The sequence below is a fragment of the Flavivirga eckloniae genome (assembly GCF_002886045.1).
In the GTDB taxonomy this organism is placed as follows: Bacteria; Bacteroidota; Bacteroidia; order Flavobacteriales; family Flavobacteriaceae; genus Flavivirga; species Flavivirga eckloniae.
The window spans coordinates 2,887,540-2,908,149 of the sequence record NZ_CP025791.1 but is presented as its reverse complement, the minus strand read 5'-3'; the positions used below and the strand labels follow the sequence as shown (position 1 = coordinate 2,908,149).

The following is a 20,610-nucleotide window of genomic DNA, read 5'->3' as shown; positions in this document are numbered from 1 at the left end:
TTCGTGGTTGTTTTGTGTACCCTTTAATGAAAAAATATATTATTTAAAAAAACGAAGGTATCTTTTTTTCTTACTAAGTTCTTTCTTTTGGTTATCACTAATAGGTTTATTGTATACGAGTAATATGGAAGAAGGATTAAAAAACGTTAAGCAGAACCTACCTTTTTTAATATTCCCTCTTGTATTCTCATCAATAAAACTTGAAGAAAAGAATAGTTCAATCATATTAAAATATTTCAGCTTTTCAGTTTTAATCGCTGCTTTTTTTGCGCTTTCCAAAGCTTTATTTTTTAAAATAAATAATATTGGAAATTATTTCTTTTTTGATCAGTTAGCTATAATTCTGGACAAGCATACAACGTATTTTGCGCTTTTTGTAATAGTTACTATTATATACTTTTTGTACGAGGCAACAAAATTATCTTGGAAAAAGAAGATGCTAATTTTATTGTTACTTGCTTTTTCTCTATTAGTGTTATATATGTTAAGTACAAGAATTAGTGTTCTAGGATTAATAGCTGTGCTTTTAATTTATTCATTTCAATTTCAAACAAACAAAAAATCACCCATAAGATCCATAATTCTTATGTTAACTTGTTTATCACTTTTATTTGTATACTTAACGCCAAATTTTCAAAAAAGATTTAATTCTAAATCCCCGGATGGGATTGATATTTCAGATATGGGATCAAGAGTAACTCATTGGAAAGGTGTTGTGAATCGAATTGGAAACGAAAATGTGGTTTTTGGTTCTGGTACTGGAGATGGCCATGATGGTCTTTATGAAGAATATTTGAAACTAGATTTTAAAACAGGATATTCATATAAGTATAATGCACATAATCAATATTTAGAAGTCATCTTATTTTTTGGATTTATAGGATTACTTTTATTTCTGTTTATTTTGTATGTAATTTTAAGAAAGTGTATTAAAAAAAGAGATTATGTAAGCTTTTCTGTTATTTGTGTTTTTATGATATTTATGATAACTGAATCGATTTTAGAGCGTCATAGTGGGATAGTACTTTTTTCATTTTTAATATCGATGATCGCTGTAAAAAACAATAAGATAATTAAAAGAGTATTTAAGTGAAGAAGAAATGTTTACAAATAGGTCCTTATACAGCAATTGGAGGTGTAAGTATTCATATTAAAAGGTTATCAAATTTATTGAAAGACTGTTGTGAGTTTTCCTTTATAGATGAGTCTCCTCGAGTGAATCAGCAAGAAAAAGTTTTTAATATAAGAAGCAAAAATATCTTAGAATATTTGCGGTTGATTAGAAATGCTGAAATTATTCATATCCATACAGGCATATGGTGGCTTAGATGCTGTCATATAATTGTTGGTTTTTTCTTTCGAAAGAAAGTGATAGTTACTATTCATTCTTTGAGTAATCTTAATAACAGTTTTTCTGTGTTAATTACTAAGTTGTTTTTATATTTGGTGGAAAAAACAATTACTGTGAGTGACGAAGTAGCTAAAAAGGTTAATGCTGATACTAGGTATGTTGTGCATGCTTTTTTACCTCCAATTCTTGAAGAAGAGCCTGATTTACCTCAAGAAGTCATAAGTCTTATTGAAAACAATAAGCAAAAAAAAATAATTTGTAGTAATGCCTTTAAGTTAGTTCTTCATAACAATGAAGATTTGTACGGATTAGATTTAATGATAGATGTTGCTAGGTTAATAAAAGAAGAAAATAAGGATTATAAAATTATTTTTGTTATTGCATCTAAAAATGAGAAATTAAATTTAATTGGGGCTTATTCTGAGATAATTAAAAATGAAAACCTGGAAAACTATATTACATTGATAACATATTCAATATCTTTTGTTAAGTTGATGACTGAGAGTGATTTAGTTGTAAGAGCAACTAATACAGATGGAGATGCTTTGACAGTGAGAGAAGCTTTATATTTAAACAGAAAAATAATTGCTTCAGATATATGTAAACGTCCAGAGGCGACAATTTTGTTTAAAAATAGAGATAGCAAAGATTTGTATAGGAAAATAAAGAATATTTTGGAATCTAAAGAAGTTAAAAGAAATAATATCAATAACTTAAATGGTAATGATTCAGCGTTTTATGAGAATTATTTTAATTTAATTCTATCACCTTAATTGAACCTGTTGTATACATTCGAATAAAAAAAATCACGTTTTAGATGTCCCACAAAAACAAAAATCATATAATTTTAGATTTGGATCATACGCTTTATAACTATGATATTGCTCATAATTTAGCTATGGAACAAGTAATCTCTTTTTTAAAAGAGAAAAGTAATTTATCTAAAGAAATAGTTTTAAAGGCTTTCAATACTTCTAGAAAACGCACACATTTAGACTTGTTGAATACGGCTTCATCTCATAATCGATTGCTGTATTTTCAAAAAACCTTTGAAAGTTTAGAAATGAATTCGATAGATAACACATTACCATGTTATGAGTTGTACTGGGGGACTTTTTTGGATAACATGACGCTTTTTGAGGGGGTTTCAGAGTTATTTGACAAATTAAAGTCTCAAAATAGAAAGATATGTATTTTGACCGATTTGACGGCTCACATCCAATTTCGTAAAATCAATAAATTGGGATTAGAAAATCACATTGACTTTATAGTGTCCAGTGAGGAGGCTGGAAAAGAAAAGCCTCATCCAATAATGTTTTACAAGGCTCTTGATAAACTAAAATGCACAAAAGAGGAATCGGTAATGATAGGAGACAATTGGGATAAAGATATTTTGGGTGCTTATAACTTTGGAATTGAAGGTATATGGATAAATCATAAAAATGAGAATAAAGAGCTCCCTTTAGGGGCAATTGCTGTTTCTAATTTTAAGGAGATAATAAATATTTTATAATGAAAGAAGAATTAGAAAAATTTATAGCAATGTCCAATTACGCAGGAGAAAGATACGATCTTATTCAAGCAGGGGGAGGTAATACATCGGTAAAATTAGATAATGGTGAAATGATTATTAAGGCTTCTGGTTTTTTATTGTCAGAAGTAGATGAGAATACGGGATATGCTTTGGTCGATAACGCAAAAATTTTGAATATTATTGAAGATCCAAAGATTATTAATATTACGAATAAACGTTTAAGAGATCAAAAAGGGGCGGAAGCTGTAAATAATGCTAAAACAGTAAAAGGACCTAGGCCGTCCATAGAAACATATTTACATGCAATACTGTGCAAGTATACATTGCATGTCCATGCCATTGCTGTGAATATGTTAACTTCGGTTAAGAATTGGAAATTATTATTAGAAAATATAGCTCCAGATATTTTATTTGTGAATTATGAGACTCCGGGAATCGATTTAGCGATCGAAATGAAAAAGGAAATAACTCTTTATGAAAACAGGTGTAATTGCAAACCATCTATAATTTGCCTTCAAAATCATGGTTTAATAATCACATCAGATGATTTTGAAAGTATTCAAGAATTGACAGAAAACTTTATAAGTAAAGTAGAGATTTTTCTAAAGATCGATTTTTCACGTTACAAGATAACAAACTTCTTATCAAAAGAGATCAATAAATACTCTAAAGAAGTTTTGACGACATATTTATCAGAAGATGAATATATCAACAACGTTTTAAAAACTGCCAAAGAACTGTTTTTTAAGAAGCCATTTTGTCCTGATGGCTATGTGTTTTGTGGGTATAAAGCTTTAGAATACAAAGGAAGTAATAGTATTTTGGAGTATATAAATGAATATAAGCAATTGCCAAAACTTATTGTTTTTAACTCGTTCCTTTATATTGTATCTAAGGATTTGAAAAAAGCAAAAATGATTGAAGATGTGTGTAAAAACAATCTTATGATACTTCAGGAAACCAAAGAAGACATTGTCTTTTTAGATAATAGTGAGATTTCATATTTAGGGAATTGGGAGGCAGAAAAATACAGACAAAACTTATAAGAAATGAAGATAATAGTGCCAATGTCGGGAATGGGGCAACGATTTGTGAATGCTGGTTACAAAGATGTTAAACCTTTGATTAAAATTAATGGATCACCTATTATAGAGCATGTGGTTAATATGTTTCCTGGAGAGGAAGATTTCATATTTATATGTAATAGTAAACATTTGCAGGAAACAAACATGCGAACTGTCTTGAATAAAATAGCACCAAAAGGTGTTGTGGTTGAGATATCTCCTCATAAAAAAGGCCCGGTATATGCTGTGCAACAAGTACAAGAATTGATAAATGATGAGGAAGAAATTATTGTGAATTATTGTGATTTTGCATGTTATTGGGACTTTCAAGATTTCTTGTCGCATACCCGAAATAGAAGTGCAGATGGTGCAGTTCCTGCCTATAAGGGATTTCATCCACATATGTTAGGCACCACAAATTATGCTTTTATGCGAGATGATAAACAATGGATGTTAGAAATTAAGGAAAAGGAACCTTTTACAGATAATCGTATGGAAGAATACGCATCTATGGGTACTTATTATTTTAAGAAAGGAGCTTATGTAAAAAAGTATTTCAAACAACTTATAGATGAAGATATTAATCTTAATGGAGAATATTATGTTAGTTTAATTTATAATCTTTTAGTTAACGACAAACTGTCTGTATCAATTTATGAAATTCAACACATGCTTCAATGGGGAACTCCACAAGATGTGAAAGAATACAAAGGTTTTTCTGATTATTTTGAAGAAATTATTGAAGAACGTACAAAACCTAAATCTGAAAACGGTTCAATTAATATGATTCCTTTAGCAGGAAAAGGAAGTAGATTTGTTAATGAGGGATACAAAAACCCAAAGCCTTTAATTGATGTTTCTGGGAAGCCTATGATTATTCAGGCATCCAATTATCTACCTATCGCAAATAACCATATTTTTATTTGCTTAGAAGACCACTTAAAGGACTACCCTTTAACTCAAGAAATAAAAAAAGAATTTCCTGAGTCAAAAATAATCTCTTTAAATGAAGTTACTGAAGGGCAGGCTTGTACTTGCGAATTGGGGTTAAAGGGTGAAGATCTAGAAAAACCTTTATTAATAGCCGCTTGCGATAATGGTATGTTATGGAATGAAAAAAAGTATGAAACATTACTTAAGAATAAATCTGTGGATGCTATCATATGGTCATTTAGAGATCACCCATCAAGCGAGAGAAACCCTGAAATGTACGGTTGGATAAAAACCGAAGGTGATAAAGTTACTGGTGTTAGCGTTAAAAAAGCTATTAGCGAAACCCCTCGAAAAGATCATGCAATTGTAGGCACATTCTATTTTAGAAAAGGTTTGCATTTTCAGAATGCACTAAATAAGATGTATGAAAAAAACACTAGAGTAAACGGAGAGTTTTATGTAGATAGCTGTATAGAAGAATTAGTAAATATGGGACTTAATGTAAAAGTATTTGAAATAGACAATTATATTTGCTGGGGAACACCAAACGATTATAAAACGTATAAGTATTGGCAGAGCTTTTTTCATAAAGTGGATTGGCATTCGTATAGATTGGAAAAAGATATTACTATGAATAAAAAAGCAATTTCGGTAATTGAAAAAGAGTATTCTAGTTTTGACCAAGAATGGGAATAATAAAGTTTGATCCAAAAATAAAAAAACAATTGCTAAGATTCGTATGCGTAGGTGTTTTGGCTGTTTTTGTAGATTTTATAGTTTATTTTATGTTTGTCGAACTTACAGATATAAAATATGCTGTTGCAAAATTTATTTCATTTTTTTCTGGAACAATAGTTTCTTATCTAATTAATAAATTATGGACTTTTGAACAAAAACAGAGATCACCGAAGCAGTTTTGGATGTTTATGATATTATACATAATTACTTTGGGCGTTAATGTTACGGTAAATACTATGGTTTTAAGTATTTTAAAAAACACCTTGTTAGCCTTTTTATGTGCTACGGGAACGAGTACTATTTTAAATTTTATGGGTCAAAAATATTGGGTTTTTAAAGAAAATTAGTTATGAAATTATCAATAGTGGTACCTTGTTACAATGAATCAAAAAATATCCAATTAATACTTTCTAGGTTTAATGATGTCATTGATAGAAGTGATATTGAAGTTATTTTAGTAAATAATGGGTCGACCGATGATAGTACAAATGTTTTTGAAAGATTATTACCAAATTATTCTTTTGCTAAACTTGTAAAAGTTGAAAAAAATATTGGATATGGTTTTGGGGTTATATCTGGCTTACATGAGGCGAAGGGAGAATATATAGGATGGACACATGCCGATATGCAAACTGACCCTAAGGACGTTATTAAAGCTATAGAGATTATTGAAAATCAGGACAAAAAACAGGTATACATAAAAGGAAACCGAAAAGGGAGACCGTTTTTGGATCAGTTTTTTACTTCAGGAATGAGCTTTTTCGAAACCATATATATGGGAAAAAAACTCTGGGATATTAATGCACAACCTAACATTTTTCACAGAACATTTTTTAAACAATGGGAAAATGCGCCAAATGATTTTTCCTTAGACCTCTATGCGCTATATTACGCCAAAAAACTAAAAATTAAAATCATAAGGTTTGATGTTTTATTTCCAGAGAGAATCCACGGATCATCCTCTTGGAACACGGGTATAAAATCTAAGTGGAAATTTATTAAAAGAACATTTGATTTTAGTTTTAAATTGAAAAAAAGCTTAAAATGATAGAATATATTGCTCATAGAATTAATACCATCAAAGAGCTAAATGAGTTACCAGAAAGTTTTGGTGTAGAAATTGACTTAAGAGATGATTTAAATGGCAATATATATATAAGCCATGATCCTTTTGTCTCTGGAGAGTTATTTGAACGATACTTAAAGGCTTATAAACACGGAACAATGATTCTAAACGTTAAAAGTGAACGTATAGAAGGAGAAATATTATGTTTACTTAAAAAATATAATATTCAGAAATATTTTTTTTTAGATAGCTCTTTTCCAATGATTTATTTATTATCAAAAAAAGGAGAAGAGAATATAGCTATCAGGTTTTCTGAATTTGAAGGACTCGATACTGTAAGAGCCATGCAAGGAAAAGTAAAATGGATTTGGGTAGATTGCTTTACTAAATTACCACTCAATTTTAAGATTTTTAAAGAGCTTAAATCTATGGGTTATAAGTTGTGTTTAGTATCGCCAGAATTGCAAGGTAGAGAAAGTGATATCTTAACTTATAAAGACTATTTAAAACGAGAAAGAATAACCTTCGATGCAATTTGCACCAAATACAAAAATGTTGTAAAATGGGAAGTATAATAGGTTATAAAAAAAAAGTTCTTTATGATCAATTAGGAAAATATAAACTTACTATTTTAAAACACAGATTATTTGTAATCGGGTTGATTATTAAATTAGTAGCACCTTTTTTCTTTATAGGTGATTTGTTAAAAAACAAGTTTATACCTTTTGTAAATTATTTTTCCAGTACAGGGTTTAGTAATCCTTATGAGCATTTTTTCAATTTAGAAAAATTCGATTTTTTCCCCTACCCTGCATTAATGCTATATATACAAAGTACATATAGCTTCTTTTTTCAAGATTCCATAGTGCTACAGTCTTTTTTATTCAGAGTGCCCCTATTGCTTGCAGATATAACTGTTTTAGTTGTTTTAAGTAGGTTTTTAAAAAAAGCAGACAATAAACTTTTGTTACTATATTGGTGTTCACCAGTATTATTTTATATTAATTATTTGCATGGGCAGTTCGATGTTCTTCCTATAATGTTTTTATTTGTTTCCTTTTTCTTTTTATTTAAGAAAAAGTTTATTATGGCAAGTGTGCTATTGGGATTGGGTTTAGCAACTAAGACTAATTTATTAATAGCATTGCCTTTCTTTTTTATTTACTTATGGAAGTTTAATAATCCTAACAGAAAAATACAGAGTGTATCCATTGCTTTCTTTTTGGTTTTTGGTGCTTTTTTTCTCTTAAATATTAATTATTTATTTGATGAGGAATTTATTACACTTGTGTTTAAAAATAAAGAACAGATTAAATTATTAGATTTTAAGATCGGTTTCGGTAAACTGTTTTTCTACGTAGTTCCAGCAATTTATGTGCTATTATTAGCAAAAGTTATTAGATATAAGCAATTAAGTAAAGATCTTTTTATGATGTTTATTGGATTCGCTTTTTGCTCTTTACTCCTCTTTATTCCGCCTAAGCCTGGGTGGTATTTTTGGATAATTCCTTTCTTAATTTATTTCTATATTAAAGAAAGTAAATTAAGTATTTTTCCTCTTTTGGCTCTTCAGATCTTTTATCTTATTTATTTTGCAATTATACCCGATTCAGATTTCGCAAACCTTTATATTTTAAGCAAAGATAATACTTCCTTATATACTGTTTTAGAGTATTATGATCTCAATGCAGATATGCTTATTAATATCGTTTTTACAGGATTACAAGTATTACTGTTTATTAATATATTTTGGATATATAGAATAGGAATTACTAAAAATGTAAAAGCAAAAATTAAAAATGCTCCTTGCTTGATAGGTATTGGTGGAGATTCTGGAGTTGGAAAAAGTACTTTAACCGCGTCCATACAAAATCTATTTGCAAAAGATAATATGACTATTTTAAGAGGAGATGACATGCATAAATGGGAAAGAGGTCACGCCATGTGGGAAACTCATACACATTTGTCTCCAAAAGCCAATAACCTTCATGAAGAAATCAATCAATTAAAAGCCTTAAAAGAAGGAAAGAAAATATTAAGGAGGCATTACGACCATAATACTGGGACATTTACCAAGCCTCTCACTATATATCCAAACAAAGTTATCTTATTTGAAGGCTTACACCCTTTTTATATTTTGGCTAAACGAGAATTATTTGACATTAAAATTTTTGTAAGCCCTACTGAAGATTTAAGGCTTCATTGGAAGATAAATAGGGATATGAAGAAAAGAGGGTATTCAAAAGAAGAAGTAATAAGTCAATTAGAATTTAGAAGAGAAGATTCTGTAAAATATATACAATCACAATCACAACACGCAGATATTAAGATATCGTATTATCCAGTTAATAATAATTTCGAGGTTGGTAATGGTGAGGAAGTAGATATTGGACTCATGATAAGTTGTGACACAAGTATTGATTTAAACTTTTTTTGTGAAAAATTCAATAGTATTAATGCCATTCAGGTAAAACATTTTTATGATACTGATTCTCAGCGTTTAGAAGTGGAGGGTAAGATTACCTTATCAGAGGTAGAAAAAACAGCTTATGTTATAGTAGATAATGCAGAAGATTTTATTGAAGATCCAATATGGGAAGATAATTATAAAGGCTTTTTACAAACCTTTTTGTTATACTATATAAAAAAGAAAATTTCTAATTGATAAAAGGTTTTTGAAATATGAAAAATATATTATTGAATTTAACTAAGAATAATAATATAAGGTTTTCGATTATATTACTTGTTGCTTTGTTTTTATTGGTAGGAGTAAGAAAGAATTATTTGGATAATAATTTGACTCGTTATCATGATGATGAATATCATACGGTTTTGTTAGCAATTAAATCTATAAAGACGGGACATGTGGATAATTTTAGAGCTTTGGAAGGCGGGCGTTGGATGTATCGTCTTTTTTACCCTGGAGCCCTAATAAAGATGTCTCAAAAAATGGGAGGAAATACAGCTATTTCTGGTTGGTCTAGAGTTGGACATAAATATATCTTAGAAAATTATTTAAATAAAGATATAAGTGCTCACGAGGTTAAACAAAGGCTTGAGAAAGATCCTAATCTTAGGGATTTTTTTTACTATTTGCGACTACAAAGTATATTATTCGTATTTGTATGCATGATACCTTTGCTTTTTTATTGTTATAAACATAAGTATTACTTCGCTTTGGTTTTTTTAATAGTTTTTCCAAGTCTGAATTCACAACTAAGTAATGAACAGGGGTATGCTTATATAGAACCTCTCCTACTTGGTTTTATAAGCATAGTCATTTCCCTATTTTTGTATTTGTTTCAAAAAAGAAAAATTTCTTCTTTTATGATGATATTTATAGGCTTTGTTAGCGCTTTTATCATTTCAGTAAAGTTTTCTTCTTTGTTTTTCGTATTGTTACTTTGTGCTGTACCATTTCTTAATAAAGAGGATAAGTTTTCTTTTGAAGTTCTTTTAAAAAAGATTCTTACTATAACAGTTTCTTTTATTGTTTTTTTTATATTGATAAATTGGTATGGTTTTTTTGGTTCTTTTAATGAAATGTTACATGATTTTGTTTCTAATTTTTGGAATTATAGTAATGGACAACGTTTAGAGGCAGGTAATAAGAGTACAACAGGGCTGTTATATAATTTCTATCGAACAGTTACTAATTTAAGAGCGTTAATGGGTTACGCTATTTATTTAGTTCCACTTATAGTATACTTTGGTTTTAAATATGCTTCAAAAGAACAGAGAGTAAAGTATGGGATTATTTTATTTGTATTACTATTATCTTTATTTGGTTTAATGAAACAGGTAGAATTTTTAGAAAGAAACCTTGTTCCTTTTTATATCCCATTTTTGTTTTTGGTAGGTTCTTTATTATCTATTGTTTTTCATGCATTTCAAAAGAAAAAGGACTTTAAATATTTAAAAGCATCTTATTATATAGGTGTAGTGATAATTTTGGTCCTATATACTCCAGAGATTTATGGGCAAAAGAATTATTTGTTCCCTAATAAGATATCCAATATTCATAAGGCAATTCATAGGGTGCCCGATTTAGAAAAAAGAAATATGGGCTATATTAATATAAATAAATCGATCTTGGATAATTATTCTAATTTACAAACAAATATATCTTCTGATATCTATTTTGTAAAAGCTAATTATAAAGAGAAGATAATGACTTTTACAGAAAGATTATCATATAACGATGTCATTTTGGTGGATAGGCGGTGTGATAATTATTATCAGTTTAGTAATTTTATTTTACCAACATATTATGACACTAACGAACAATATGGAGATTATTTTGTTTTTTATAATAAAAACCTAAAAGTTGACAATTCACAAACATTATATAAGGAAAAAGTTGTGTTGGCCAATCAATTGGTTTTAGAACAGATAAAAATAAAGAGATTAAATAGTAAAGGTTACGAGTTATCAATAATACTTGAAGAGTTTTCGAATTTAGAATTATTAAAAAATAAATATATATATTTCCATGCTTACAGTTATAAGGAAGATGTGAAATTTTTACCTTCTGATAGAATTGAACATGGTTTTGAAAATTTTGATTTGTCAGAGTTTAATATTAGTAAAGAATTTGGAAAACCCGTAATTAAGAAAATATTTATGCCAAAATTAGAAAAATATGAGTCTTTTAGATTTGGTTTAGTAGACATAAAGAAAGGAAAGAAATTATTAAAAAAGCTTTCGATAGAAAGAATAAAATTATAAAGAAATGAAACAAGTTATACAAAATTTTAAAACAGGAGAACTTTATGTCGATCAGGTTCCAAAACCTTCAATTTCTAATAATATGGTGTTGGTAGAGAATAAATTTTCCTTAATTAGTGCAGGAACAGAAAGGGGAACTGTAAAAGTTGGAAAAGCGAGTCTTATAGGAAAAGCTAAACAACGACCAGACTTAGTGGCTCAAGTACTTCAAAATATTAAAAAAGAGGGACTAAAAGCTACTATTGATAAAGTTAAGACTAAGTTGGATTCCTTAAAAGCACTAGGGTATAGTACTTCTGGGGTAGTTCTAACCTCATTGGATAGTGAAAGTAAGTTTAGACCTGGGGATCGAGTTGCATGCGCTGGTCAAGATTATGCATCTCATTCTGAGATTGTTGGGGTGCCCCAAAACCTTGTGGCAAAAATACCAGATAACGTATCCTTTAAGGAAGCTAGTTTTACAACATTAGGCGCAATTGCTTTACAAGGAGTACGACAAGCAGAACCAAGGCTGGGAGACAAGGTATGTGTTATAGGTTTAGGATTGCTTGGACAGCTTACTGTCCAATTGTTACGAGCAAACGGATGTCAGGTTTATGGAATAGACTTATCTAAAAATTTGGTTGACCTAGCAATAGGAAGTGGTGCGGAAGAGGCTCTTTTAAGAAATGATCCTAACTTGCTTACGTCAATAGATAGTTTTACTGAAGGACATGGTTTTGATAGTGTTATTATTACCGCAGCTGCACCTTCTAATGATCCTATTGAACTTTCTGCTATTATTAGTAGAAAAAAGGGAAAAGTTGTTGTTGTAGGAGCTGTAAAAATGGATATACCAAGAGATCCTGATTTTTATCGCAAAGAGTTAGAATTGAAAATGTCATGTTCTTATGGGCCTGGCCGTTATGATACAAAATACGAAGAAGATGGTGAAGATTATCCTTATGCTTATGTTCGATATACTGAACAAAGAAATATGGAGACTTTTTTAAGTTTAATTTCTCAAGGAGCTATTAAACTAGAGAATCTTATTACACATGTTTTCAATATAGATGAAGCTGAGAAAGCATATGACATTGTGCTAGGTAAAACTGAAGAACCTCACATTGGGATTTTATTAAAGTATAGTGATAATGAAGACAAAGAAAGTAGTTTAGTTTCTTTAAATTCAAGTTCAAGTATTAGCGATATTAATGTTGGATTTATAGGAGCAGGGAGTTTTGCGCAAAGTTATTTAATTCCTCATGTAAAAAAACAAGGGGCTTCTTTAGACACAGTAGTCACAACTAAAGGGATTTCAGCAAAAAATGTAGGTTCGAAATTTGAATTTGACAAAGCATCCTCTGATGCTAAAGATGTTTTAGATAATTCAAAAATAAATACTGTTTTTATTGCAACACCACACAATTCACATAGTTCTTATGTTATAGAAGCTTTAAAGGCAGGGAAGCACGTCTTTGTAGAAAAACCTTTAGCCATGAATTTAGATGAATTAGAAAAAGTTAAGGAGGTTTACTTAAACAGTGAATCGAAATTAATGGTAGGTTTTAATAGAAGGTTTTCTTTAATTGCAGAAAAAATCAATGAAACTTTCTCTAAAAATAGTGAGGCTAAGGTTATTAATATTAGAATAAATGCTGGTTTTTTACCCAAAGAGCATTGGACACAGAATCCAAACATTGGAGGAGGTCGAGTAATAGGGGAAATGTGCCATTTTATTGATTTAATGCAATTTTTTACTTCATCAAAGCCAATTAAAGTATATGCTGCATGTATTAAAACAGAAAATACTAAATTGACTCCCGAAGATAATATCTCAATAACTGTTTCTTTTGAAGATGGCTCAATTGGAAACTTATTGTACTTAGGAAATGGAGATAAATCTTTGCCAAAAGAATTAGTGGAGGTATTCTCTGGTGGTAAAATTGGAAGAATCCATGATTTTAGGAGTGGTGAAATACATGAATCTAATAAAATATCAAAGTTAAAAATCGATGGAAAGGGTCACAAACAAGAGGTAGAAGCCTTTATAGATTCCTTAAAGTCAAATAAAGATTCTCCTATTCCTTTTGAATCGATTTATTTGACAACATTAACCACATTTAAGATTTTGGATAGTATTGCTACGGGTCTGCCTCAAGAAATTTAGGGTTAATTATATTAATTTTTTGATTTTTCATTCGTATTTTTCCCTTATTTTTGTTTTCGAATATTAACACTTTGCTGGCATATTTTAATGAATATTGATAAAAGCTTTCTTAAATTAAAAATTTATTGTGAAGAAAGTAATTTTAAAGGTTGGGATCCATATGACGGGCTTAATAGTTGGTTAATTCAAAAAACTTTTTTTGGTAAATCAAGATTTTTTAGGCTAGCTTGGATTCAATTTTTCAAACGAAGCCCTTTAAACTTTAGAAAATTATTAGGAATAGAAAAAGCTTACAATCCTAAAGGCTTAGGGCTTTTTTTAATTGGTTATTGCAATCTTTACAAAATTAAAAAGAGTCCAGAATATTTAGAAAAGATTAATTTTCTTACGAGTAAAATTCTAGAACTAAAAACTAAGGGATACTCGGGTGCATGTTGGGGTTATAATTTTGATTGGCAAGCACGTGCTTTTTTTCAACCAAAGTATACGCCAACTGTGGTTGCAACTTCTTTTATTGTTGAAGCATTATTAGAAGCATACCAAATAACCAAAGAAAAAGTATTATTAGATACGGCCATAAGCAGTACAGAGTTCATACTAAATGACTTAAATAAATCATTTGATGCAGATAAAGATTATACATTGTCTTATTCTCCATTAGATAATACTCAAGTATATAATGCGGGTTTATTAGGAGCAAAGCTCTTGTGTTTTGTTTATAAATATAATGGGAATAAATTATTATTAAATGAGGCAAAAAAAATTGTTTCATACGTATGTAAAAGGCAACAAGAAAATGGAGCGTGGTCCTATGGAACATTACCTTTTCATGCTTGGATAGATAATTTTCATACAGGTTATAATTTAGAATGCATAAATACTTATCAGCAAACCTCCAAAGATTATTCATTTAAGAATTATATTGATAAAGGGTTAAAGTATTATTTAGAAACGTTTTTCACTAGTGATGGTGTTTCAAAATATTATAATGATAAAACTTATCCTATAGATATACATGCCCCAGCTCAATTCATTGTGACATTGAAGAAACTAAATATTTTATCTAAGGAAAAGACTATGGCTGATAAGGTCTTGGATTGGACAGTAGAAAACATGCAATCTTCTAAAGGGTATTTTTATTATCAAAAAAGAAAAACTGCAACATCAAAAATTCCATATATTCGTTGGGCTCAATCATGGATGTTTTATGCATTTAGTTATTATTTTTTAGAGTTTAAAAAAGAAAATGAAAAAGATTAATATCTTAAATACTTCAATTCATAACCTTTCGATGGAAGAAACACTTCAATCTATCGAATTTGCAATTGAAAATAATCGACAGTTACATCACGTAGTTGTAAACGCTGGTAAAATTGTAGCAATGCAATCTGATCTTCGACTAAGACAGAGTGTGAACGAATGTGACTTAATTAATGCTGATGGACAGGCTGTAGTATGGGCGTCAAAGATTTTGAAGAAACCATTACAAGAACGTGTTGCAGGAATTGATCTAATGATTAATTTAGTAGAACTAGCTAATAAAAAGAATTACAAAATTTTCTTTTTTGGAGCCAAAGAAAGCATTGTGAAAGAAGTTGTTAATGATTATTCGAATCAATATTCCCCTGATATTATTGCAGGTTATAGAAATGGATATTTTAAAAAAGAAGAAGAAAAAGAAATAGCCAATCAAATAGTTAATAGTGGAGCAAACATTTTATTCGTAGCAATTAGCTCTCCAACTAAGGAGAATTTTTTATATGAAAACAGGGAGGTTTTAAAAAAAGTAAACTTTGTAATGGGTGTTGGTGGGAGTTTTGATGTCGTTGCAGGACTCGTTAAACGAGCGCCATTGTGGATGCAAAAATATGGATTAGAATGGTTCTATAGGTTTATTCAAGAACCGAAGCGTATGTGGAAGCGTTATTTAGTAGGAAATGCGAAGTTTATTTTATTAGTTTTTAAGGAGAGATTTTTAAAAGGATCAAAGGTGTAATTGTAAATATACCTTCCTATTTTTACTTAAAAAATCTTATTTATGAATATAAAAAGAATTTGTTGTATTGGTGCAGGCTATGTAGGGGGACCAACAATGACTGTCATTGCTCAAAAATGCCCACATATAAAATTAACAGTAGTTGATATTAATGAGTCTAGAATAGCTGCTTGGAATTCTAAAGATCTAAATAAGCTGCCTATATTTGAACCAGGATTAGATAAAATTGTAGAAGAAGTTAGAGGAAGAAATCTTTTTTTCTCTACAGACATTGATGAAGCTATTAATGAAGCAGACATGATTTTTATATCTGTGAATACACCTACAAAAAATTACGGAAAAGGTAAAGGAATGGCTTCAGATTTAAAGTATATAGAATTATGTGCACGTCAAATAGCTAAAGTTTCTAGGCAAAATAAAATAGTAGTAGAGAAATCTACACTACCAGTTCGGACAGCTTCGGCTATAAAAAGTATTTTAGATAACACTGGTAACGGTGTTCATTTTCAAATATTATCAAACCCAGAGTTTTTAGCTGAAGGAACTGCTATTCAAGATTTATTAAAACCAGACAGAGTATTAATTGGAGGAGATGCTTCGACCAAAGAGGGAGAGGTTGCCATTCAAGCTTTAATAGACGTATATTTAAATTGGGTTCCTAAAGAACAAATATTAACTACCAATGTTTGGTCCTCAGAACTCTCTAAACTTACAGCAAATGCCTTTTTAGCCCAACGTGTATCTTCTATAAATGCTATGTCTGAAATATGTGAAAAAACTGGAGCTGATATACGGGAGGTTTCGAAAGCTATTGGAATGGATTCTAGAATAGGTTCTAAGTTTTTAAATGCTTCAGTTGGTTTTGGAGGGTCTTGTTTTCAAAAAGACATATTAAATTTAGTTTATATAGCTAAGAGTTATGGATTAAATGAAGTTGCAGATTATTGGGAGCAAGTTGTTATTATGAATGAACATCAAAAAAAACGTTTTTCAGATAATATAGTAAGTACTTTATATAATACGGTTTCTGGAAAAAAAATAACATTTTTAGGATGGGCCTTCAAAAAAAATACGAATGATACTCGAGAATCTGCAGCCATTAGGGTTGCTGATGATTTATTAAATGAAAGAGCTGAAATATCTGTTTATGACCCTAAAGTTACTGAAGAAAGAATATATGAAGATTTAAATTACTTGGGCACGCGTTCTTCAATTGAGAATAAAAGATTATTGACTATAAATAAAGATCCGTATAGAGCTTGTAAAAATTCTCATGCTATTGCTATTTTAACTGAATGGGATGAATTTAAAAATTATGATTGGAAAAACATCTATAAAAATATGGAAAAGCCTGCTTTTGTTTTTGATGGAAGAGGTCTTTTAAACAAAGAGGAATTGGAAATAATAGGGTTTATTTATTATAATATAGGAACAGGGAATTAAATCATTATGAAAAAAATCCTAATTACAGGAGCAGCAGGTTTTTTAGGATCACATTTATGCGATCGATTTATAAACGAAGGTTATTATGTTATTGGAATGGATAATTTTATTACTGGAGATAAAAAGAACCTGTTTCATTTAGAAGAAAATTTGTGTTTTGAATTTATAGAACATGATGTGACAGAATTTATTAATATCGAAGGGGATTTAGATTATATTTTGCATTTTGCTTCACCGGCGAGCCCTATAGATTATTTAAAGATTCCAATTCAGACGTTAAAAGTAGGTTCTTTAGGTACTCATAATCTTTTAGGTTTAGCTAAAGCCAAAAAGGCAAGAATTCTCATTGCTTCAACATCTGAAGTGTATGGAGACCCTTTAGTTCATCCACAAACAGAAAACTATTATGGCAATGTCAATACCATTGGTCCAAGGGGAGTTTATGACGAAGCTAAACGATTTCAAGAATCTATAACTATGGCATATCATAGATTTCATGGGTTAGAAACACGTATTGCTCGCATATTTAACACTTATGGTCCTAGAATGCGTCTTAATGATGGTAGGGTTATCCCTGCATTTATAGGGCAGGCATTGCGTGGTGAAGATTTAACTATATTTGGGGATGGTTCTCAAACAAGATCCTTTTGTTATGTTGATGATCAGGTTGAAGGAATATATAAATTACTATTAAGCAGTTACGGTTTACCGGTAAATATTGGTAACCCCCATGAGATTACTATTAAAGAATTTGCAGAAGAGGTTATTAAGCTTACAGGAACTACTCAAAATATAGTATATAAAGAATTACCGCAAGATGATCCATTACAAAGGCAGCCAGATATATCTTTAGCTAAAAAACAATTAAACTGGGAGCCAAAAATTAACAGGGAAGAAGGCATGGCAAGAACTTATGAATACTTTAAGACATTATCAAAAGAAGAATTATTCAAAAGTGAACATAAAGACTTTAAAAATCATATAAAAAAGTAAAGTGGGGTATAAGCAAGGTAGATATTCGAATTTAATGAAGCCATTATTTGGTATCATTGATTTATGTATAATAAACGGTACTGTTTTTTTGTTTAAAATAAACTTATTAAATGCATACATATTTTGTGCCTATCTATCTCTTTTGTGGATTATTATTTCCCTTATTAATCATTTTTATGAAGTTCAGCGGCATACTAGAGTAATCCAAATTATACCGCTTTTATTTAGGCAGCTTGTTTTTTATTCAATTGCTCTCTATGCTTTTATTGGGTTTTTTAAACAACCAGGAATAAGTAGACTAGCTTTAGGAAATTACTTATTAACAACATTACTATTTATATCTGTATTTAAGATATTAACATTTTTCTTACTCAAGAAATATAGATCTGTTTTAAGTGGTAATATAAGAGATGTAATTGTTATTGGAAAAAATGAAAAAACCAGACAATTGATCAACACGTTCAATTCCCGGCTTGATTTTGGATATAAATTTAAAGCACAATTTAGTGTTAACGAAAATGATTTTTCTTTAGAAAAGTGCTTTAAATACATTATAGATAATGATATTGATGAAATATATTTTTCTATAGCAGAGTTGTCAAATAAGCAAATTAATAGGCTTATAGATTTTGCAGATAATAATTTAAGAGAATTAAAGTTTATTCCAGACAATAAGGATATCTTCACTAGAAAAATGAAGTATGAATATTATGATTATATTCCTATCTTATCATTAAGGGCTATTCCTCTTCAAGACTCTTTGAATAAATATTTGAAACGTCTATTTGATATTTTATTTTCATCATTTATTATAATTTTTGTTTTATCATGGTTAACTCCGTTATTGGCGATATTAATAAAGTTGGAATCTAAAGGTCCTGTATTTTTTAAACAATCAAGGAATGGATTTAATTATGAGGAGTTTGATTGTTATAAATTTAGATCTATGAGACCGAATGAAAAGGCACATTTACATCAGGCAACTAAAGGTGATCAACGAGTTACCAAAGTAGGGTCATTTATTCGCAAAACGAGTATAGATGAATTACCTCAATTTTTTAATGTATTGTTTGGAAATATGTCTGTGGTAGGTCCTCGTCCACATATGGTGAGTCATACAAATATGTATGCACAGAGAGTTGATAAGTTTATGGTACGTCATTTTGTGAAACCTGGTATAACCGGATTGGCTCAGGTTAGTGGGTTTAGAGGAGAAATAGAAATGGAAAAAGATATTATTAACCGAGTAAAATATGATATTTTTTATATTGAAAACTGGTCTCTGTTATTAGACTTAAAAATTATTATACAAACATTTTTAAATGCGCTAAAAGGGGAAGAAAAAGCGTATTAAATTTCATGAATAAATGATTGAAGTTGGGTTTGGAAATCAAAATGTTTTATAGCTGATGCTTTAATTTTTTCTTTGAATTCTATGTTTAATTCATTTGGGTTAATTTTAGAAATCACCTCATTTAATTTCGAATAGTTACTTGCCTCAGTTATCCAACCTAAGTTATATTGTTCAATTAGTTCTTCTCCTTCTCCGCCTCCAAAATAGACCATAGGTAAGCCTAATCTGGCGTATTCAAATATTTTTGAAGGCACGGACCCGTAAATTCTATTTAGTAGCGGAATAATGGCTAAATCATATCCTATGAGGGCTTCATGTAACTTGTCTCTTGATACCTCGCCGTGATATATGATATCTAATTCTGAATTGTTGGAAATAAGCGTTTCAATCTTAGACCTTTCCGCACCATTCCCGTAAATATGGAATTGTACATTAGTATAATCAAGTTCGTTACATAGTTTATAGATTCCCTGTGCTATACCTAGTAAGCCAGCATACACAATTCGTAATTTTCCTTTTGAAATTGTTCTTTCAGAAATTTTAGGAGTGACAAAATCTGGATAATTACGATATAAAAAAGTATCCTTATCAGGAAACAAAGATGTTACATGACTTAAAATTTCATTGCTTTGTCCTAGAACGGAATTGGCATGTTTATAATTGAATCTTTCGATTTTTTCTAACAGCTTATAGCTGAAATTCTTTTTGAAAGCCCCTAATTCCAATCCAGCAATAGGCCATAAGTCGCTTACATTTAATATGAGCTTACGTTTTTTAGATCGTAAAAAGAATACAGATGTAAAAGCAACTAACAACGGAGGAGATTGTACAATAACGGTTTTCGGAATTTTACTCCACATAAAGAACCAGAATAAACTAAAGCTATAAGACAACATAGCTATTAAACGCAAAAGCTTGTTCTTAGAATTACTGGCATAAATCCATAGGCGATGAACGTTAATATTATTTTCTGTAGAAGAGTGTTTGAAGTTTCCTTTATAAGTTTTGAATATTTTTCCAGTTGGATAATTAGGTAAAGGTGTTAAAATAGATACTTTAAAATTATGTTTTTGGAGCCCATCTGCCAAATGAAAAATCCGATTGGAAGCGGCCCCGGTCTCAGGAGGAAAATAATTGGTTATGATTAGAATATCCCTCATTATAACTCATCATTAAATGATAAAGATTCTTTCCTTTTAATAGCTTCAATAATAGGAGCAATTTTCATAAAGTTAGGTCTGGCTCCGGCAATTATAGTAAT

The 20,610-nt window shown here is 29.8% G+C and carries 17 protein-coding genes; 16 read left to right on the top strand and 1 reads right to left on the bottom strand.

Features of this window, described 5'->3' with window-relative positions:
- Positions 1-124 precede the first annotated feature (124 nt).
- The 16 genes from C1H87_RS11990 to C1H87_RS11915 all read left to right on the top strand — a co-directional run bounded on the left by C1H87_RS11990 (position 125) and on the right by C1H87_RS11915 (position 19,349).
- A complete protein-coding gene (locus tag C1H87_RS11990) occupies positions 125-1,093 on the top strand; it encodes an O-antigen ligase family protein (protein ID WP_158655208.1) in 969 nt (322 codons plus the stop codon).
- Complete coding sequence (locus C1H87_RS11985; RefSeq protein ID WP_158655207.1) at positions 1,090-2,124, top strand: glycosyltransferase; 1,035 nt, start codon at positions 1,090-1,092, stop codon at positions 2,122-2,124. Before C1H87_RS11990 ends, C1H87_RS11985 begins: the two co-directional genes overlap by 4 nt.
- 44 nt (positions 2,125-2,168) lie before the next feature.
- Positions 2,169-2,864, top strand: coding sequence for an HAD family hydrolase (locus C1H87_RS11980; RefSeq protein ID WP_102756042.1), 696 nt, complete (start codon positions 2,169-2,171; stop codon positions 2,862-2,864).
- Positions 2,864-3,931 (top strand): class II aldolase/adducin family protein, encoded by a 1,068-nt coding sequence (locus C1H87_RS11975; RefSeq protein WP_102756041.1) that lies wholly within the window; start codon positions 2,864-2,866, stop codon positions 3,929-3,931. The genes C1H87_RS11980 and C1H87_RS11975 overlap by 1 nt, the downstream gene beginning before the upstream one ends.
- Positions 3,932-3,934: 3 nt before the next feature.
- Positions 3,935-5,578 carry an NTP transferase domain-containing protein gene (locus tag C1H87_RS11970; protein WP_233783108.1) on the top strand — a complete coding sequence of 548 codons (1,644 nt, stop codon included), beginning with the start codon at positions 3,935-3,937 and terminating at the stop codon, positions 5,576-5,578.
- The gene (locus tag C1H87_RS11965; RefSeq protein WP_102756039.1) at positions 5,569-5,967 is read left to right on the top strand and encodes a GtrA family protein; all 399 of its coding nucleotides are present in this window, start codon (positions 5,569-5,571) and stop codon (positions 5,965-5,967) included. Before C1H87_RS11970 ends, C1H87_RS11965 begins: the two co-directional genes overlap by 10 nt.
- A gap of 2 nt (positions 5,968-5,969) precedes the next feature.
- The gene (locus C1H87_RS11960; RefSeq protein ID WP_102756038.1) at positions 5,970-6,668 is read left to right on the top strand and encodes a glycosyltransferase family 2 protein; all 699 of its coding nucleotides are present in this window, start codon (positions 5,970-5,972) and stop codon (positions 6,666-6,668) included.
- The gene (locus tag C1H87_RS11955; protein WP_233783106.1) at positions 6,665-7,261 is read left to right on the top strand and encodes a PI-PLC domain-containing protein; all 597 of its coding nucleotides are present in this window, start codon (positions 6,665-6,667) and stop codon (positions 7,259-7,261) included. Before C1H87_RS11960 ends, C1H87_RS11955 begins: the two co-directional genes overlap by 4 nt.
- A complete protein-coding gene (locus C1H87_RS11950) occupies positions 7,249-9,351 on the top strand; it encodes a hypothetical protein (protein WP_102756037.1) in 2,103 nt (700 codons plus the stop codon). Before C1H87_RS11955 ends, C1H87_RS11950 begins: the two co-directional genes overlap by 13 nt.
- 17 nt (positions 9,352-9,368) lie before the next feature.
- Positions 9,369-11,414 (top strand): hypothetical protein, encoded by a 2,046-nt coding sequence (locus C1H87_RS11945; protein ID WP_102756036.1) that lies wholly within the window; start codon positions 9,369-9,371, stop codon positions 11,412-11,414.
- A gap of 4 nt (positions 11,415-11,418) precedes the next feature.
- Complete coding sequence (locus C1H87_RS11940) at positions 11,419-13,563, top strand: bi-domain-containing oxidoreductase (protein WP_102756035.1); 2,145 nt, start codon at positions 11,419-11,421, stop codon at positions 13,561-13,563.
- 87 nt (positions 13,564-13,650) lie between these two features.
- The gene (locus C1H87_RS11935; RefSeq protein ID WP_102756034.1) at positions 13,651-14,823 is read left to right on the top strand and encodes a glycoside hydrolase family protein; all 1,173 of its coding nucleotides are present in this window, start codon (positions 13,651-13,653) and stop codon (positions 14,821-14,823) included.
- Positions 14,810-15,559: a WecB/TagA/CpsF family glycosyltransferase gene (locus tag C1H87_RS11930; protein WP_102756033.1), complete on the top strand. Its 750-nt coding sequence runs from the start codon at positions 14,810-14,812 to the stop codon at positions 15,557-15,559. Before C1H87_RS11935 ends, C1H87_RS11930 begins: the two co-directional genes overlap by 14 nt.
- A gap of 42 nt (positions 15,560-15,601) precedes the next feature.
- Entirely contained in the window at positions 15,602-17,002 is a 1,401-nt protein-coding gene (locus tag C1H87_RS11925; RefSeq protein WP_102756032.1) for a UDP-glucose 6-dehydrogenase, read from the top strand.
- Positions 17,003-17,008: 6 nt separating this feature from the next.
- Positions 17,009-17,995, top strand: a complete 987-nt coding sequence (locus tag C1H87_RS11920) for a UDP-glucuronic acid decarboxylase family protein (protein ID WP_199769285.1) — start codon at positions 17,009-17,011, stop codon at positions 17,993-17,995.
- A 34-nt stretch (positions 17,996-18,029) separates the two neighbouring features.
- Entirely contained in the window at positions 18,030-19,349 is a 1,320-nt protein-coding gene (locus C1H87_RS11915) for an undecaprenyl-phosphate glucose phosphotransferase (protein ID WP_158655206.1), read from the top strand.
- Here C1H87_RS11915 and C1H87_RS11910 read toward each other — a convergent pair.
- On the bottom strand, positions 19,346-20,509 hold the full coding sequence (locus C1H87_RS11910; protein WP_102756029.1) for a glycosyltransferase family 4 protein: 1,164 nt from the start codon (positions 20,507-20,509) through the stop codon (positions 19,346-19,348). The genes C1H87_RS11915 and C1H87_RS11910 overlap by 4 nt on opposite strands.
- Between the last annotated feature and the right edge of the window lie 101 nt (positions 20,510-20,610).

Excerpts from the sequence above, each read along its gene's own strand:
- C1H87_RS11990 (WP_158655208.1), top strand. The coding sequence starts at position 125 with ATGGAAGAAGGATTAAAAAACGTTAAGCAGAACCTACCTTTTTTAATA.
- C1H87_RS11980 (WP_102756042.1), top strand. The coding sequence starts at position 2,169 with ATGTCCCACAAAAACAAAAATCATATAATTTTAGATTTGGATCATACG.
- C1H87_RS11975 (WP_102756041.1), top strand. The coding sequence starts at position 2,864 with ATGAAAGAAGAATTAGAAAAATTTATAGCAATGTCCAATTACGCAGGA.
- C1H87_RS11970 (WP_233783108.1), top strand. The coding sequence starts at position 3,935 with ATGAAGATAATAGTGCCAATGTCGGGAATGGGGCAACGATTTGTGAAT.
- C1H87_RS11965 (WP_102756039.1), top strand. The coding sequence starts at position 5,569 with ATGGGAATAATAAAGTTTGATCCAAAAATAAAAAAACAATTGCTAAGA.
- C1H87_RS11960 (WP_102756038.1), top strand. The coding sequence starts at position 5,970 with ATGAAATTATCAATAGTGGTACCTTGTTACAATGAATCAAAAAATATC.
- C1H87_RS11955 (WP_233783106.1), top strand. The coding sequence starts at position 6,665 with ATGATAGAATATATTGCTCATAGAATTAATACCATCAAAGAGCTAAAT.
- C1H87_RS11950 (WP_102756037.1), top strand. The coding sequence starts at position 7,249 with ATGGGAAGTATAATAGGTTATAAAAAAAAAGTTCTTTATGATCAATTA.
- C1H87_RS11945 (WP_102756036.1), top strand. The coding sequence starts at position 9,369 with ATGAAAAATATATTATTGAATTTAACTAAGAATAATAATATAAGGTTT.
- C1H87_RS11940 (WP_102756035.1), top strand. The coding sequence starts at position 11,419 with ATGAAACAAGTTATACAAAATTTTAAAACAGGAGAACTTTATGTCGAT.
- C1H87_RS11935 (WP_102756034.1), top strand. The coding sequence starts at position 13,651 with ATGAATATTGATAAAAGCTTTCTTAAATTAAAAATTTATTGTGAAGAA.
- C1H87_RS11930 (WP_102756033.1), top strand. The coding sequence starts at position 14,810 with ATGAAAAAGATTAATATCTTAAATACTTCAATTCATAACCTTTCGATG.
- C1H87_RS11925 (WP_102756032.1), top strand. The coding sequence starts at position 15,602 with ATGAATATAAAAAGAATTTGTTGTATTGGTGCAGGCTATGTAGGGGGA.
- C1H87_RS11920 (WP_199769285.1), top strand. The coding sequence starts at position 17,009 with ATGAAAAAAATCCTAATTACAGGAGCAGCAGGTTTTTTAGGATCACAT.
- C1H87_RS11915 (WP_158655206.1), top strand. The coding sequence starts at position 18,030 with ATGAAGCCATTATTTGGTATCATTGATTTATGTATAATAAACGGTACT.
- C1H87_RS11910 (WP_102756029.1), bottom strand. The coding sequence starts at position 20,509 with ATGAGGGATATTCTAATCATAACCAATTATTTTCCTCCTGAGACCGGG.